11 protein-coding genes are annotated in these 15,546 nt (G+C 66.2%); 7 read left to right on the top strand and 4 right to left on the bottom strand.

Translation table 11 applies throughout. The features are described 5' to 3' along the window. The first annotated feature begins 202 nt into the window (after window positions 1-202). Together F3J43_RS12250 and F3J43_RS12245 are read left to right on the top strand one after the other, a co-directional pair. Window positions 203-670 carry a VOC family protein gene (locus tag F3J43_RS12250; protein ID WP_166886215.1) on the top strand — a complete coding sequence of 156 codons (468 nt, stop codon included), beginning with the start codon at window positions 203-205 and terminating at the stop codon, window positions 668-670. A gap of 83 nt (window positions 671-753) precedes the next feature. Next, on the top strand, window positions 754-1,947 hold the full coding sequence (locus F3J43_RS12245; RefSeq protein ID WP_166886212.1) for a DUF8534 domain-containing protein: 1,194 nt from the start codon (window positions 754-756) through the stop codon (window positions 1,945-1,947). A gap of 79 nt (window positions 1,948-2,026) precedes the next feature. Here F3J43_RS12245 and yiaY read toward each other — a convergent pair whose 3' ends face one another. The 3 genes from yiaY to F3J43_RS12230 form a co-directional block, all read right to left on the bottom strand. Then, entirely contained in the window at window positions 2,027-3,175 is a 1,149-nt protein-coding gene (gene yiaY, locus F3J43_RS12240; protein ID WP_166886210.1) for an L-threonine dehydrogenase, read from the bottom strand. Between the two features lie 145 nt (window positions 3,176-3,320). After that, window positions 3,321-4,883 carry a threonine ammonia-lyase, biosynthetic gene (gene ilvA / locus F3J43_RS12235; protein ID WP_166886207.1) on the bottom strand — a complete coding sequence of 521 codons (1,563 nt, stop codon included), beginning with the start codon at window positions 4,881-4,883 and terminating at the stop codon, window positions 3,321-3,323. A gap of 199 nt (window positions 4,884-5,082) precedes the next feature. Then, window positions 5,083-5,520: a PACE efflux transporter gene (locus F3J43_RS12230; protein ID WP_166886204.1), complete on the bottom strand. Its 438-nt coding sequence runs from the start codon at window positions 5,518-5,520 to the stop codon at window positions 5,083-5,085. A 318-nt stretch (window positions 5,521-5,838) separates the two neighbouring features. Here F3J43_RS12230 and wecB point away from each other — a divergent pair, with 318 nt between their 5' ends. The 5 genes from wecB (at window position 5,839) to F3J43_RS12205 (ending at window position 14,175) form a co-directional block, all read left to right on the top strand. Further along, window positions 5,839-6,993, top strand: a complete 1,155-nt coding sequence (gene wecB, locus F3J43_RS12225) for a non-hydrolyzing UDP-N-acetylglucosamine 2-epimerase (protein WP_166886201.1) — start codon at window positions 5,839-5,841, stop codon at window positions 6,991-6,993. After that, on the top strand, window positions 6,990-9,164 hold the full coding sequence (gene nfrB / locus F3J43_RS12220) for a cyclic di-3',5'-guanylate-activated glycosyltransferase NfrB (RefSeq protein ID WP_166886199.1): 2,175 nt from the start codon (window positions 6,990-6,992) through the stop codon (window positions 9,162-9,164). The genes wecB and nfrB overlap by 4 nt, the downstream gene beginning before the upstream one ends. Further along, window positions 9,161-12,163: a phage receptor gene (locus tag F3J43_RS12215; protein ID WP_166886196.1), complete on the top strand. Its 3,003-nt coding sequence runs from the start codon at window positions 9,161-9,163 to the stop codon at window positions 12,161-12,163. The genes nfrB and F3J43_RS12215 overlap by 4 nt, the downstream gene beginning before the upstream one ends. After that, on the top strand, window positions 12,163-13,002 hold the full coding sequence (locus F3J43_RS12210; protein ID WP_166886194.1) for a DUF4434 family protein: 840 nt from the start codon (window positions 12,163-12,165) through the stop codon (window positions 13,000-13,002). Before F3J43_RS12215 ends, F3J43_RS12210 begins: the two co-directional genes overlap by 1 nt. 84 nt (window positions 13,003-13,086) lie before the next feature. After that, the gene (locus tag F3J43_RS12205; RefSeq protein ID WP_166886192.1) at window positions 13,087-14,175 is read left to right on the top strand and encodes a GGDEF domain-containing protein; all 1,089 of its coding nucleotides are present in this window, start codon (window positions 13,087-13,089) and stop codon (window positions 14,173-14,175) included. A 70-nt stretch (window positions 14,176-14,245) separates the two neighbouring features. Here F3J43_RS12205 and F3J43_RS12200 read toward each other — a convergent pair whose 3' ends face one another. Then, window positions 14,246-15,544, bottom strand: a complete 1,299-nt coding sequence (locus F3J43_RS12200) for an ATP-binding protein (RefSeq protein ID WP_166886190.1) — start codon at window positions 15,542-15,544, stop codon at window positions 14,246-14,248. Window positions 15,545-15,546 lie beyond the last annotated feature (2 nt).

Genomic DNA, 15,546 nt, shown 5'->3' with positions numbered 1-15,546 from the left:
CCAAGGGCTGCATCGCGGCCCGTCACCGGCTCCCACAGGCCAATATGAATCTGCAAAGGTGCAGATAGTGTGGAAGCCGGCGATGGGCCAATCCCTCTTTTTATAGACAATCGATCTAAGGTCACTGTCGATTTTCCACCTGCCGGAACGACTCTAATCACCTGGGCAGCACATTCCCCCACGTGAAAAGGAGCGTACGCAAATGGCAGTCAAACCCATCCCCGAAGGCCAGCACAGCATCACCCCCTACCTGGGCATCCGCGATGCCGCCAAGGCCATCGAGTTCTACAAGAAAGCCTTCGGCGCGATCGAGATGTTCCGTCTCGAGGGGCCGGACGGCCGCGTCGGCCACGCCGAGCTGAAAATCGGCGACTCTTCATTGATGCTCGGCGACCCCTGCGACATGGAAGGCGGACTCAAGCCCAGCCAGACCATCGAGCATCCCGCCGTCGGCCTGCACCTTTACGTCACCGACTGCGACAAAGTCCATGCCCAGGCCATCGCGGCCGGGGCCACACCCGTCAGCGAGGTGAAAGACCAGTTCTACGGCGACCGCAGCGGCACCCTGAAGGATCCGTTCAACAACCTGTGGTTCGTCTCGACCCACAAGGAAGATCTCAGCCCCGAGGAGATCCGCGCCCGCGCCGCGAAACTGTTCGGCGGCAGTTGATCCGGGCCAAGCTGCAAGCTTCAAGTTGAAAGCCGCGCGGCTTTGCTTGAAGCTTGCAGCTTGTAGCTTGGAGCTGCCCCTCAATGCGAATCATCGAAAAATCCGGCGCCCTGGTGCGCAGCCTGACCCCGGCGGAAGAAGAACTGCTGGTCGGCTTCACCTCCGGCACCCTCGCCGGCCCCCGCCTGCTGCAGGCCAACCAGTGGCTGATGAAAGTACGCAGCGCCAACCAGTGGCTGGCCTGCGACTGCCGCAAGGACGCCCTGCCAGTGCTCAACATCTCGTTGAACGGCAGCAGCGGCACGCTGTTCCTGCGCAACAATCCCGACACCCCCGAGCATGGCCCCGGCTGCCCGTTCACCAAGGACGAACGCGAGGCCAGCGAACGCGCCGCCGAGAGCAGCCCGCCCGCCGCCTGGCTGGCCCCCGACACCCCGCTGCGCCTGCTTGGCGACTATCGCCGCGACAGCGTCGCCGAGCCTTCCACCACCTCCCGCAGCCCTGGCGAACGGCGCGAGCAGCAACGCCTGCTGTCGCTGCTGCTGACCTGGATCGAAACCAGCGGCCTGAACGTCTACGCCACCCACCTGAAGAAGGACCTCAGTGCCCAGTTCGCCGAGCTGCGCAGCGTGGCCAGTCGCTACCCGCTGCTGGAGCGGGTACCGGCCAGCAACTACCTGGAAACCCGCCTGGACATGAAGCACATGATGATGCTCAAGGGCCGGCTGCGTGATGCCACGGTATTCGGCGAACACCGCCGCCATGGATTGCTGCTCGACTGTGTGGAGCAGGTCAAGGGCCGCAAGGTGATGCCCAGTCGCAACGACGACGGCTTCGACTTCCAGGGCCATCACCAGTACTGGGGCGGCAGCCGCACCAGCGGGCCGTTGCTGGCCCTGGCGTTGTACTCACCGGCCACTGCCGGCAGCCAGTTCTACGAACTGATCCACCTGGCCAGCGTGCCGGTGCTGTCGCGCGGGCAGCTGTTCCCGGTGTACCGCGACGAAGAGCGCGAACCGCTCAAGGCGCTGGTTTCGCTGATCGACTGGATGGCGGGCAAAGGCGTGAAGGTGCTGATGCGCAGGCCGGTGATCGGCGGCCAGGTGATGGACGAACTGGTGCTGACCTCGGACCAGGACCGGGTACTGTCGGTGTCGCTGCTCGAGCAACCGCTCGGGCCTGAGCCGGACGCCGAGAATTTCAAGCGCTATGCCGACTTCAAGAGCCTGGAGACCTTCCGCAAGTATGTCGCCGGGTTCTTCATGCGCGAGCGTTGATCGATAGTGCCGGCGCTGCTCTGCAGCCCCGGCAAGTCCAAGTTGGACGCTATTCATCAGCCCCTGAAAGGCTCGAACCTTAAAACGCCGCCTTGAAGATCGCCTCGATCTCCACCTGGCTGGCCACCCGCGGGTTGGTCAGCCCGCAAGCGTCTTTCAGCGCATTGGCCGCCAGCACCGGCACATCCTCGACCTTGGCCCCCAGTTCGGCCAGCCCCGCCGGAATGCCGATCGCCGCCGCCAGGTGCTCGATGGCCGAGATCGCCGCCCCGGCGCCCTGCTCCGCGTCCAGCCCGCACACCTTCACCCCCATGGCCTTGGCCACATCACGCAGGCGCGCGGCACTGACCTTGGCGTTGAAGCGCTGCACATGGGGCAGCAGCACCGCGTTGCAGACCCCATGCGGCAGGTCGTAGTAACCGCCCAACTGGTGCGCCATGGCATGCACATAGCCCAGCGAGGCATTGTTGAATGCCATGCCCGCGAGGAACTGGGCATAGGCCATGTTCTCCCGGGCCTGCAGGTCCGCACCGTCGGCCACGGCCTGGCGCAGGTTGTCGCTGATCAGGCTGATGGCCTTGAGCGCGCAGGCATCGGTGATCGGCGTAGCGGCCGTCGAGACATAAGCCTCGATGGCGTGGGTCAGCGCATCCATGCCGGTGGCAGCGGTAAGCCCCTTGGGCATGCCGGCCATCAGCGCCGGATCATTGACCGACAGGATCGGAGTGACATTCCGGTCGACGATGGCCATTTTCACGTGACGGGCTTCGTCGGTGATGATGCAGAAGCGGGTCATCTCGCTGGCCGTGCCAGCAGTGGTATTGATGGCGATCAGCGGCAACTGCGGCTTGCTCGAACGGTCGACGCCTTCGTAGTCGCTGATATGCCCGCCATTGGTGGCGCACAAGGCGATGCCCTTGGCGCAGTCATGGGGCGAGCCGCCACCCAGGGAAATCACGCAATCGCACTGTTCGCGGCGCAGCATGGCCAGGCCCGCCTCGACGTTGGCGATGCTCGGGTTGGGCTTGGCACCGTCGAACACCCGCGAATCGATGTCGCGCATCGCCAGCATGCCGGCGATGCGCTCGGCCACGCCGGCCTTGACCAGGCCGGCATCGGTGACGATCAGCGCCTTGCGCAAGCCATGGCCGGCGATCGCGGTCATCGCCTCGTCCAGGCAGTCGATGCCCATGATGTTCACGGCGGGAATGAAGAAAGTGCTGCTCATGGGCGGATCCTCTCAGGCTTGTGTTTGCCTTGAGCATCTGCCTGAACCGCAGGCATGACCTTGATCCAGGGCAAGGATTGCGGCACCTGGGAAGCGCCATTATCCCGGATGCCACCAACCCCCGACGCCTCGACCTGCCCTGGCCTTACCCCAGGAACAGCCGATACGCCGGATTCTGCGTCTCATCCCAGTACCGATACCCCATCTCGTCCAGCGCCTGGGGCAATCCGGCCACTTCGTCGTCGGGCACCTCCAGCGCCGCGAACACCCGCGCCTCGGCGGCGCCATGGTTGCGGTAATGGAACAGACTGATGTTCCAGCGCTTGCCCAACCGTTCGAGAAAGCCCAGCAAGGCACCCGGCCGCTCGGGGAACTCGAAGCGCAGTACCCGCTCGCGGGCACCCGGCGCGGCATGGCCACCGACAGTGTGGCGCACGTGCAGCTTGGCCAGTTCGTTGTCGGTCAGGTCGAGCACCTGGTAACCCTGCCCGGCCAGATTGGCCAGCAGTTGCGCGCGCGGGTCATGCTGCGGGTGGGTCTGCACGCCAACGAACAATCGTGCCTCCTTGCCTGGGTAGTAGCGGTAGTTGAACTCAGTGATCTGACGCTTGCCCAGGGCCTGGCAGAAGGCGCGGAAACTGCCCGGCTGTTCGGGAATGGTCACCGCGATCACGGCCTCGCGCTGTTCCCCCAGTTCGGCGCGCTCGGCCACATGGCGCAGGCGGTCGAAGTTGACGTTGGCACCCGAATCGATCGCCACCAGGGCCTGTCCCTGCAGCCCTTCCCGGGCCACGTAGCGCTTGATCCCGGCCACCGCCAGCGCGCCGGAGGGTTCGGTGATCGAGCGGGTGTCGTCATAGATGTCCTTGATCGCAGCGCACAGCTCGTCGCTGCTGACCGTCACCACTTCGTCGACGAAATGCCGGCACAGCTCGAAGCAATGGGCGCCGACCTGGGCCACCGCGACGCCATCGGCGAAGCTGCCGACCTGCCCCAGGACCACCCGTTCACCCGCAGCCAGGGCGGCCTGCAGGCAGTTGGAGTCCTCCGGCTCGACACCGATCACCTTCACCTCAGGACGCAGGTACTTCACATAGGCGGCGATGCCGGCCACCAACCCGCCGCCGCCCACCGGCACGAAGATCGCGTGCAACGGGCCAGGGTGCTGGCGAAGGATCTCCATGGCCACGGTGCCTTGACCGGCGATGACGTCCGGGTCGTCGAACGGTGGTACGAAGGTCGCGCCGTCCTGGTCGGCCAGGGCCAGCGCATGGGCCAGGGCGTGGGGGAAGCTCTCGCCGTGCAGCACCACCCGGCCGCCGCGCGAGCGGACGCCTTCGATCTTCAGCGAGGGGGTGGTGGTCGGCATGACGATGGTGGCCTGCATGCCCAGTGTCGCAGCCGCCAGGGCCACGCCCTGGGCGTGGTTGCCAGCCGAGGCGGTGATCACGCCGCGCGCGCGCTGGGCATCGGTCAGCCGCGACAGCCGGGTGTAGGCGCCGCGGATCTTGAAGGAAAAAGTCGGTTGCAGGTCTTCGCGCTTGAGCAGCACCTGGTTGCCCAGGCGCATCGACAACGCCGGCGCCGGCTGCAGGGGCGTCTCGATGGCCAGGTCGTACACCGGCGCGCTGAGGATGCGGCGCACCTGCTCGGACAGCAACTGCTGGGGTGAGGCCGGGGTACGGGGGCTGGGGTTCAGACTGGTCATCGATGACTCCTGGTTTTCTTGTGGTGCCCAGGAGTCAGAAAGAACAAACCCGCCTCCAGGGCGGGTTCGGTGCACGTACGCGCTAGCCCGCCAAGCTGATAATGGCGGTAATAATGATGACGGCGGCGTGACGCTGCGGGGATGTGTTCATGGGGCTGGAAGGTAGCCTGGAGCGCTCGACGAAGTCAACAGTGGTCTATCAACAGCCTTTGGCCACTTCCTGCGCCGACACCGGCACATCGAACACCTTGTCGAAACCCCACTGGAACACGAAGGCATAGACGAAGAAGAACACGAACAGCGCCAGGTTGGTCATCAGCGCCGCCACCAGGCCGATGCCCAGCCACCAGGCCACCAGCGGCAGCAGGATCAGCACCAGCCCGCCCTCGAAACCGAGGGCGTGCAGCAGGCGGCGCAGGAAGGTGCGGCTACGCTGCTGCTGGCGTGCTTCCCAGCGCTCGAACGCCCAGTTGTAGGCCATGTTCCAGCTCATGGCGATGGCCGACATGAGGATCGACAGCACCGTCGACTGGCCCATGCCGGCACCGAACGCCAGCTCGAGCGCCGGCGCCACGCAGGCCACGGCGATGGCTTCGTAGAGGATGGCCTGGACGATCTTGCGGGCCTTGCCTTGCATGTGCAGTTTCCTTGAAGAAAAGGCCTACAAAATAACAAGAAGCCTCCCTCAAGAAAAAGTCTGAAATACTTATTTAACTGATCATCCAGTCAAGATCCTCTAGCATAAACGTTTCCGCAACACCCGCCCCCTGGCGTCCGGCACTCTTCACCGCCCGACACGACCTTCCCCAATGCCCGCCCGGCAACGGCCCAAACGCCGCTGGCCGCAGACGCACCGCGCATTGGACAACCCCGCTTTCGGCTGCTTGTATCTATCACTTGCGAGCGGCGACATGTCGTACAACTTCGTCCAGGGAATCGAACGAGGAAATACACGATGGCCTACACCGTGATGATGGTATTCGGTACCCGCCCAGAAGCGATCAAGATGGCCCCGTTGGCCCGGGTACTGCGCACCTGGCCAGAGGTCGACCTGCGCATCTGTTCCACCGGTCAGCACCGCGAAATGCTCGAACAGGTGCTCACCGCCTTTGGCCTGAAGGTCGACCAGGACCTCAAGGTGATGACCCAGAACCAGACCCTCAACGGCCTGTCCCGCGATCTGCTGGACAAGATCGACCAGGCCTACGAGCAGACCCGACCAGACATCGTGCTGGTCCACGGCGACACCACCACCAGCTTCATCGCCTCGCTGGCAGCGTTCCACCGGCGCATTCCCATCGGCCATGTCGAGGCCGGCCTGCGTACCGGCAACCTGCAGCAGCCTTGGCCCGAGGAAGCCAACCGGCGCCTCACCGGGGTGCTCGCCGACCTGCACTTCACCCCGACCCGCGACTCCGACGCCAACCTGATCCACGAAGGTGTGCCGCCCGAGCACATCGCGGTCACTGGCAATACCGTGATCGATGCCTTGCTGTGGATGCGCGACCATCTCGCCGAGCAGCAATGGAAGCCAGCCGCCGACTCGCCGCTCGGCGTGCTGCGCGACGACCAGCGCATGGTGCTGATCACCGGCCACCGCCGGGAGAATTTCGGCCATGGCTTCGAACGTATCTGCAAGGCCCTGGCCCAATTGGGCGAGCGCTACCCCGACGTGCAGTTCGTCTACCCCGTGCACCTCAACCCACAAGTACAGCAGGCGGTCTACGGCGTGCTCTCCGGGCGCAACAACATCCACCTGGTGCCGCCCCAGGACTACCAGCATTTCGTCTGGCTGATGGCCCGCGCCCATGTGATCCTCACCGATTCCGGCGGTGTGCAGGAAGAAGCCCCTGCCCTGGGCAAGCCGGTGCTGGTGCTGCGCAAGGTCACCGAGCGCCCGGCGGTACTCAAGGGCGGTACGGTCAAGCTGGTCGGCACCGACACCGCAAGGATCGTCGATGAAACCAGCCAGTTGCTCGACGACCCTGCGGCCTATGCACGCATGGCCCGGGTCTACACGCCATTCGGTGACGGTCACGCCAGCGAGCGCATCGCCGAGCGCCTGAGCCGCTGGTTCACCGAGCAATCCGCCGCACGGGACAACGCATGAGCCTGGCCTTCATCGATTTCCTCACCTATGTCCTGTTCGGCCTGAAGATTCTCGCCATCGTCCTGGCCTCGCTGATGTTCCTGCTCGGCCTGGACGACCTGTTCATCGACATCTGCTACTGGGGCCGCAAGCTGGTCCGGCGCTTTCGCATCTATGACAAGCACGAGAAGGCCGACGAGAAACGTCTGTTCGAGGTACCGGAAAAACCCTTGGCGATCATGGTCCCGGCCTGGAACGAAGTCGGCGTGGTCGGCGAAATGGCACGCCTGGCGGCCTCGACCATCGACTACGAGAACTACCAGATCTTCGTCGGTACCTACCCCAACGACCCACAGACCCAGGCTGACGTCGATGCCGTGTGCCTGCACTACCCCAACGTGCACAAGGTGGTCTGCGCCCGTCCCGGCCCGACCAGCAAGGCCGACTGCCTGAACAACATCATCGACGCCATCCTGCGCTTCCAGCAGGACGCGCGCATCGAGTTCGCCGGTTTCATCCTGCACGACGCCGAGGACGTCATCTCGCCGATGGAGCTGCGCCTGTACAACTACCTGCTGCCGAACAAGGACATGATCCAGATCCCGGTGTACCCCTACGCCCCGGAATGGAAAGGCTTCACCGCCGGCCACTATGTCGACGAGTTCGCCGAAAACCATGGCAAGGACGTCATCGTGCGTGAAGCGCTCACCGGCCAGGTGCCCAGCGCCGGCGTCGGCACCTGCTTCAGCCGCCGGGCGATCAGCGCCCTGCTCGAAGACGGTGACGGTATCGCCTTCGACGTGCAGTCGCTGACCGAGGACTACGACATCGGTTTCCGCCTGAAGCAAAAAGGCATGAAATGCATCTTCGCCCGCTACTCGATCACCGATCCGGCCCTGGCCTTGAAGCAGGAATGGCGCTTCGGCATGAGCCGTGAGTTCTCCCAGGTGATCTGCGTGCGCGAGCACTTCCCGCGTGACTGGCAACACGCCATCCGGCAGAAGTCGCGGTGGATCGTCGGTATCGTGTTCCAGGGCACCAGCAACCTCGGCTGGAGCCGCAAGGGCGCGCTCAACTATTTCCTCTGGCGTGACCGCCGCGGCCTGTTCGCCTACCTGCTGAGCTTCCTGGTCAACCTGTTGCTGCTGGTGTTGCTGGCCATGTGGCTGGTCACCGTGATCGCCCCGGAATCCTGGCGTTTCATGTCGATCCTCAGCGACAGCCAGCTGCTCAGCGTGCTGCTCTGGCTCAACGGCCTGCTGCTGTTCAACCGGCTGTTCCAGCGTTTCTGGTTCGTCACCCGCTACTACGGCGTCTTCGAGGGCCTGCTGTCGGCACCGCGGATGATGTGGAGCAACTTCGTCAACTTCTTCGCCAACCTGCGCGCGCTGCGCCAGGTCATGGAAATGGGCGACTCGCGACGAGTGGCCTGGGACAAGACCACCCACGAGTTCCCCGCCCTCGCCTCGCCGGCCCGCACCCCGCTGGGCCAGCGCCTGGTGGAAAAAGGTCTGATCAGCACCGAGCAACTGGAACAGGCCATCACCAGCCCGGTGCGCCGACGCCTGGGCCGCGAGTTGCTGCTGCGTGGCTGGTTGACCAGCGAACAGCTGACCGAGGCCCTGGCCGAACAGCTCGACCTGCCCTGGGAGCCACTGAACCCGTTCAAGATCGACCCCGCACTGATCGCCAAGCTGCCGCGCAAGCTCGCCACCCACTACGGCGTGCTGCCGGTGGCCGAAGACGGCGATACCCTGGTGCTGGCCAGCGAGAGCCCGGTCAGCCAGGTCTCGTTGGGCGTCATCAGCCGCCAGCTCAAGCGTCCGGTCAGTGCCCGCCTGGCGCCTCAGGGACGGGTCACCCTGGGCCTGCGCCACCATTACCCGAGCCCCTGGCAGAAACCCGAAACCCGCGAGATGCTCGAGGTGCTGATCCGCCACCAGGACGACGCCGAGCTGCTGGAGCGGGTCAGCACCCACCAGGTGATGCTCGGTGCCCTGCTGCAGGTCCGCGGCATGGTCCCGGTGACCCTGTTCAACCAGGCACTGATCGACTTCGACCCCGAACACCAGAGCCTCGGCGAACACCTGATCGCCCGCGGCATCATTACCGAAGAGGTGCTGCAGCAGGCCCTCGCCGAACAGGCCAGCGAACAGCAGGCCGCCTATGACCTGACCCGGGAGGTGGCATGAAGCCCCGTCTTTCCCTGACTTTCGCCGGCCTGCTGCTCGGTTCCTCCGCGCTGGCCGCGCCTACCGCACCGATGACCGACTTCCAGCGTTTCACCAGCTATCCGTTCATGGAGCGCAGCTACCGCGAGGCGCAGAAGGATAACTGGGCCGAAGTCGAGCGCCTGACCCGGCATGTGCTCAAGCGCGTGCCCAACAACAACGAGGCGCGCGCCCTGCTGGCCGAGTCCCTGGCCCACCAGCGCCGCTACCAGGAGGCCGAGGCGATCGCCGAGGACCTCGATGACAACCCCGAGCACGCCGACGCCCTGCTCGAGCTGCGCCTGACCTGGATCGAGCAGGATCCGCCGCCCGCCAGCCAGGTCGAGGCCTGGCTGGCCAAGAGCGAGGGCCAGCATCGCGTACGCCTGTGGCAGGCCTACAGCGTCAGCCTGGCCAAGTTCGGCGGCGCGGCCAAGGCCCTGGAATGGCTCAACCATTTGCCGCCTGGCGACGACGGCATGGTCCTGCGCCTGACCCGGGCCAACTTCGCCGAGCAACTGCGCAACTGGGGCGAGACCATCGACCAGTTGCAGCCGTTGGCCGACAAAGGCGAACTGCCTGCGGATGACTGGCAGCGCCTGGCCAATGCCTATATCCAGCAAGTCGACGAGAAGAACCTGAACAAGCTGCTGGCCAGCGCGCCGTCCCAGCAAGCGGCCACCCGCACACGCCTGGCCATGGCCGACCGCGCCATCGCCATGGGCCACAACCAGCAGGCCGAGCGCTGGTTGCACAGCGTGCCGGAGGACCAACTGCAACGCCCCGAACAGCGCCAGCAGCTCTGGGAACTGGCCCGCGGAGGCGACGACGCGCCACTGGTGCGGCGCCTGAGCAACGAACTGCAACGCCCGTGCATGGAAACCGTCGACTGGCTGTCGCACAAGGACCTGGCCCTGGCCCGCGAACAGCTCGGTCAATGCCAGGCCAGCGACAACCCGCGCGCCTATGCCATCCTGCGTCAGCGCCTGTACGGCGACCCACCGCAGCCGCCGCAACCGCGCACCCCGGCACAGTGGGAACAGCGCTATCGGCAGACCGGCGACCTCGCGGCCCTGGAGCAAGCCACCTTCATGCTCCTCGAGCAAGGCCAGGCCGAGCGCGCCAGGCAATTGCTCGAGCAGGCCTACGACCGTCGCCAGGGCCGCCTGAGTGCATCGCTGCTACAGCGCCTGGGCAACCTCTACGCGCGCAACGATGGCCCCATGAACAGCTCGCGCATGCTGGCCCTGGTACCACGGGTCGATGCCGCCACCCGCGGCCAGTTGCTCGGCCGCCTGGCCGAGTCCGGCCAGTGCGATGCCGTGCGCCGGGCGATCCCGACCACGCCGACCGAGGCCGGCCAGTTCCGCGCCCTGGGCCGTTGCGCCATGCCCGACCAGCCCGGCGAGGCAGTGGTCTACTACCAGGCTGCCGAGCGCCTGGGCGACCACGCCAGCCGCCTGCCCCTGGCCTATGCCCTGGAAGCCTCCGGTGACTCCACCGCGGCACTGCCGATCTGGAACAGCCTGCCGGCCAGCGCCTGGAACGACAACGCCCGTCTCACCGCCGCCCGTGGCGCGCTGAACGCTGGCGACGTCGACGCCGCGCGCCGCCACTGGGACGCCGCCGGCCACCACAGTGCCGATGACTGGGCGCTGGGCGCCGCCATCGCCCAACGCCAAGGCGACTTGCCACAAGCCCTGGCGTTCCAGCGCGAGGCGCTGCGCCACACGCCACGCGCCGACCACTACTACGCCGCCGCCGGCACCGCCCAACAGGCCGGCGACAGCGCCCAGAGCAGTGCCTGGCTGGCCGAGGCCGTGCGCCTGGCCCCCGACCAGCCACGTTACCGTGCCGACTACGGCATGCGCCTGGCCGGCTCGAGCGACAAACAGCAGCGGCGCCAGTCGATCCCCTACCTGGAGCGCGCTACCCGCGACTTCCCCGAGGACTTCCGCCTCGGCGAGACCCTGGCCCTGCGCTACGACGAAGTCGAGGACAGCGCCGCGGCCCGCCGCGAGCTGCGCCGGGTGCTGGACGTGGAGCAGAACCTGGTCGATGGCGATGACGAGTACGGCAGCCTCGAAGCCCGAAAATACCGCCAGCGCCGCGCCCACGAAACCCAGTCGCGCCGCGACAGCATCACCCTGGCCAGCACTTGGTCGCCAGCCGGCACCTCGACCAACGACAAGTTCCTCGACACCGGCCAGCCCAACGGCACCTCGCGCAAGGCCCGCTCGCAGAACGTCCAGATCGCCATGTGGGACCACGCCCTGGGCGAGGAGCCCAGCCGCAACGGCAGCACGCTGTCGGTCTATGGCCGCGTGCTGTTCGGTGGCCAGAGCCGCACCGACTACGCCCAGAGCATGGGCACTGGCGTCGGCCTGCGCTACAAGCCGCTGGGCCAGGCCAACCTCAACCTGTATGCCGAGCTCTACCACCAGCGCCAGATCGACAGCGACCACTACAGTGGCCTGAGCCTGGGCGAACTGCTCAGCCCGGCCAAGGTCGGCGGCAACTGGGGCGACCTGCGCCACCACGCCGAGTCGAGCAACGACCTGCTGCTGCGCGCCACCGCCTCGTTCCTCGACCAGGGCCGCTACCGCAACGACTGGCGTATCGACGAGGACGACTGGGACGAGCGCTTCCTCTACCTCGATGCCGCCTGGTGGACCCGTGCCGGCGACCACGCCTGGCTGTCACGCTTCCAGCAGGGCCATGCCTGGAAGCTGCCCGGCAACTCGCCACAAAGCATCATGCCCTATGGCTTCCTCGAGTTCGCCAGCCAGGACCCGAGCAACGACTGGCGCCAGGACGCCCGCGCCGGGGTCGGCGTGCGTTGGCAGTGGTGGTTCGACGACGATCGCTACAACGCCTACCGCGGCTCCCTGAAGGTGCGTGCCGAGTACCAGCAGTCACTGGGGGGCAACCTCTACATGCGCGCCAACGGCATGCTGGTGGGTGTGGAGATGAACTTCTGATGCGTACCTTCCTGGCAATCTGCCTGCTGGCCCTGTGCTTGCCGGCACAGGCCGACACACGCCTGTTCTACCAACCGTTGAACCGCGACGCCTCGGTCAGCCCCGGGCAGTGGCAACAGTTGTGGCGAGCCACCGTGGCCCAGGGCGGCAAGACCCTGGTCGTGCAATGGAGCGCCTATGGCGACAGCGACTTCGGCGGCCCCCGGGGCTGGCTCGCCAACAGCCTGCGCGAGGCCCGCGCCCAGGGCCTGGAACTGGTGCTCGGGCTGTACATGGACCCGGCCTACTACCAGCGCCTGGAACAGCTCGATGGCGAAGGCCTGAACAGCTATTTCAAGGCCCAGCTGGGTCGCTCCCTCGGCCAGTACCAACAGGTACGGGCCAAATGGGCGCTGCCGGCCAGCGGCTGGTACCTGCCGCTGGAGCTCGATGACCTGCATTTTCGCGACCCGGCCCGGCGCGATGCGCTGTACAGCCAGTTGCAGGCGTTCAACCGCCAGCTGGACAAGCCGCTGCACATCAGCGCCTTCAGCGCCGGACAATTGTCGCCCAGGGTCAACGCCGCCTGGCTGGACCAGTTGGCAAGCCTCGGCCTGAGCGTCTGGTGGCAGGACGGCGCCGGTACCGGGCGCCTGGCGCCGATGGTTCGACAAAGCTACGAACAGGCACTGCCATGCCGGGTGGGGGTTGTACGCGAAGCCTTCCGCCAGGTCAGCAAGCCCGGCCAGCCGTTCCGTGCCGAACCGGCTGAACCGGCCCTGGGCGGCGGTTGCCATGCCGAGGCGGTGTTTTCCTTGCGCTACCGCCCCTGGGCCAAGGGGATACTTTCCAAAGACTGAGCCAGGCCTGCTGGCGAACCAGGTGCCGCGCGGCTGTGCCGGTGGCCGACGCCTGCCGCGCAGGCTTTCAGGAACCCTGCCCGCATGTACAAGACCCTCGAGGCCCATGTTCGCCAGCAAGTCGCTCCCGCCGCCCTGCGCGCCGAGTTCCGCCAGCATGAATTCGAGGCGATGCGCCGCTTTTGCCTGCTGATCTTCTGTATTGGTATCGCCATCTGGCTGGTCTTCGACCTGATCGTCAGCTACCTGGGCAACCAGGGCTTCACCTGGCGCTCGGGTGTCTTCTTCGCGGGGCTCTGCTGCCTGACCGTGGTGCTGGGCTTCACCCGCAGGAGCCATCATTTCGACGTGCTCAACCTGCTGTTCATCGCCACCATCACCCTGGCCATGCGCCTGGTCATCGATGGCGTGCCCATCGTCCTGCGCCCGGTGTGGCTGGTACTGGGCGTGTCCACCGTGCTGTACACGGTGTCGGTGCTGCCGGTGCGGCGCTGGTCGTTCTTCTGCGCCATGGGCATCAGCTGGGTGCTGCTCAACCCGTTCTACCACACCCGGCTCGCGGCCCTGGAGCTGGAGGGCGCGATGCTGCTGGCCTATGCCGTATTCCTCAGCGGCCTGGTGAGCTATAGCTACCTGCGCATCCGCCAGGCCAAGCTGCACAACTTCTACCTGACCAAGGTGCTGCTGGAGCAGGCCTACATCGACGCCCTGACCGAGATACCCAATCGCCGCTCGTTCATGGTCAAGGCCGAACGCCAATTGCGTCTGGCCACGCCCGGGCAGTACCTGGCGATGATCGACATCGACAACTTCAAGCAGGTCAACGACCGCTACGGGCATGACATCGGCGATGAGGTGCTCAGGCGCGTGGCGGCGCACATCAAGGCGGCGATGAGCGGTTTCGAGATCGCCCGGCTGGGCGGCGAGGAGTTCGCGATCTTTTTCCAGGGGCTGGACGAGAGCGGCGCCGAGCAACAGGTCGCGGCCTTGTGCCGCCGGGTGCGCGAGGACACTGGCGAGCATCGGGTGACCATCAGCATCGGCCTGGCCCGGGTCGACTGCGGCGACACCCTGAGCATGGCGCTGGTGCGGGCGGACCAGGCGTTGTACGAGGCCAAGCACAGCGGCAAGGACCGGGCCGTGCTGTGGACGTCACGGTTGCTCGGACACTGACCGCCCTGCCCCGGAAACCTCTGTCACAAGCCCACTCCCACACCAAAGCGTTGCTGCAAGCAAAGCGTCATCAACCCGCCGGCAGGCGGATACGGAACTGCGCCCCGCCCAACGCCGACTGCGCCACGGTCAAGGTCCCGCCCTGCCCTTCGATCGCTCGCCGGCTGATCGCCAACCCAAGCCCGAAGCCACCGGTATTGCGGTCGCGGCTGCGGTCCAGCCGGTAGAACGGCTGGAAGATCCGCTCGCGTTCCTCGGCCGGAATACCGATACCATCGTCCTCCACCGTCAACAGGCAGGCGCCGTCCGGTTCCAGGCGCAGGCGCAGCAGCAGGCTCTCGTCGCAATAGCGCATGGCATTGCGCACCAGGTTCTGCACCGCCCGGGCGGTCAGGCGCGGGTCGAGGACGAAACGCGGCAGCTCGGACTCGGCGCGCACCTCCCAGCGAATCCCCCGGGCATCGAGCTCTTCGGCAAAACCGCCGAGCACGCTGTCGACCAGCTCCAGCAAGGACACCTCGACCCGCTCGCGGGCTTGGTCGGCGTTGACCAGGCGGCTGTAGGACAACAGTTCCAGCACCAGCTCGTCCAGCTCGCGCACATGCCCGACCAGTTCCAGCAGGCGCTTGCGGCTGGCGGGCGGCACTTCGTCGTACAGCAGCACCAGGCCGAAGTCCAGGCGGGTCAGCGGCGTGCGCAGTTCATGGGAGACCGCGTTGAGCAACTCGCGCTGCTGGTTGACATGGCGCTCCAGGTCGCTGGCCATGGTGTCGAACACCCCGGCCAGCTCGCCGATGTTCGAGCGCGGCGAAATGTGCGTACGCTCGCTCATCTCACCCTCGCCAAGGCGCCGGGCGGTTTCCTTCAGGCGCTCCAGGTCACGCCAGTGCGGCCACAGCCACAGCAACAGGCAGCCGAGCAAGGCGGCGCCGATCAGCACCGTCACGCCCCATGACAGGAGGTTGATGTCCAGCGGGTCGTCCGGCGAGTGCAGGCGCACCAGCCATTGCCCGTCCAGCGGCGCCAGGGCGGTTTCGTAGTAGCCCCAGTCGGCCATCCGCACCACGTACAGCCCCTGCTGCAGACGGTCGCGCTCTTCGCGGCTCAGCTCGACGGCGTCCATGCGCTGCAACTGCACTTCGAGCGGTTTGAACGCTGCCGCCAGCTCCTGTTCCAGCGCCGGCCACTGTGCCTGCGGGGTCTGCTGGAACTGACGCACGATCAGGGTCTGCACGCCCTTGGCCTGCTCGAGGTTGTAGGCCATGAAGCGGTCGTGGAACAACCCGACGATGGCATCGGGGATCAGCAGCAACGCACCGGCATAGGCGACGATGATCACCAGGTACAGGCGCACCAGGATCTTCAGCATGG

It is taken from the genome of Pantoea sp. Cy-639 (assembly GCF_011752525.1).
In the GTDB taxonomy this organism is placed as follows: domain Bacteria; phylum Pseudomonadota; class Gammaproteobacteria; order Pseudomonadales; family Pseudomonadaceae; genus Aquipseudomonas.
This window is presented reverse-complemented; position numbering and strand designations above follow the sequence as displayed.

What these genes read in the sequence shown, in the direction of transcription:
- F3J43_RS12210 (WP_166886194.1), top strand. Translation starts at nt 12,163, where the DNA reads ATGCGTACCTTCCTGGCAATCTGCCTGCTGGCCCTGTGCTTGCCGGCA.
- nfrB (WP_166886199.1), top strand. Translation starts at nt 6,990, where the DNA reads ATGAGCCTGGCCTTCATCGATTTCCTCACCTATGTCCTGTTCGGCCTG.
- F3J43_RS12205 (WP_166886192.1), top strand. Translation starts at nt 13,087, where the DNA reads ATGTACAAGACCCTCGAGGCCCATGTTCGCCAGCAAGTCGCTCCCGCC.
- yiaY (WP_166886210.1), bottom strand. Translation starts at nt 3,175, where the DNA reads ATGAGCAGCACTTTCTTCATTCCCGCCGTGAACATCATGGGCATCGAC.
- F3J43_RS12215 (WP_166886196.1), top strand. Translation starts at nt 9,161, where the DNA reads ATGAAGCCCCGTCTTTCCCTGACTTTCGCCGGCCTGCTGCTCGGTTCC.
- F3J43_RS12230 (WP_166886204.1), bottom strand. Translation starts at nt 5,520, where the DNA reads ATGCAAGGCAAGGCCCGCAAGATCGTCCAGGCCATCCTCTACGAAGCC.
- F3J43_RS12200 (WP_166886190.1), bottom strand. Translation starts at nt 15,544, where the DNA reads ATGCTGAAGATCCTGGTGCGCCTGTACCTGGTGATCATCGTCGCCTAT.
- F3J43_RS12250 (WP_166886215.1), top strand. Translation starts at nt 203, where the DNA reads ATGGCAGTCAAACCCATCCCCGAAGGCCAGCACAGCATCACCCCCTAC.
- ilvA (WP_166886207.1), bottom strand. Translation starts at nt 4,883, where the DNA reads ATGACCAGTCTGAACCCCAGCCCCCGTACCCCGGCCTCACCCCAGCAG.
- wecB (WP_166886201.1), top strand. Translation starts at nt 5,839, where the DNA reads ATGGCCTACACCGTGATGATGGTATTCGGTACCCGCCCAGAAGCGATC.
- F3J43_RS12245 (WP_166886212.1), top strand. Translation starts at nt 754, where the DNA reads ATGCGAATCATCGAAAAATCCGGCGCCCTGGTGCGCAGCCTGACCCCG.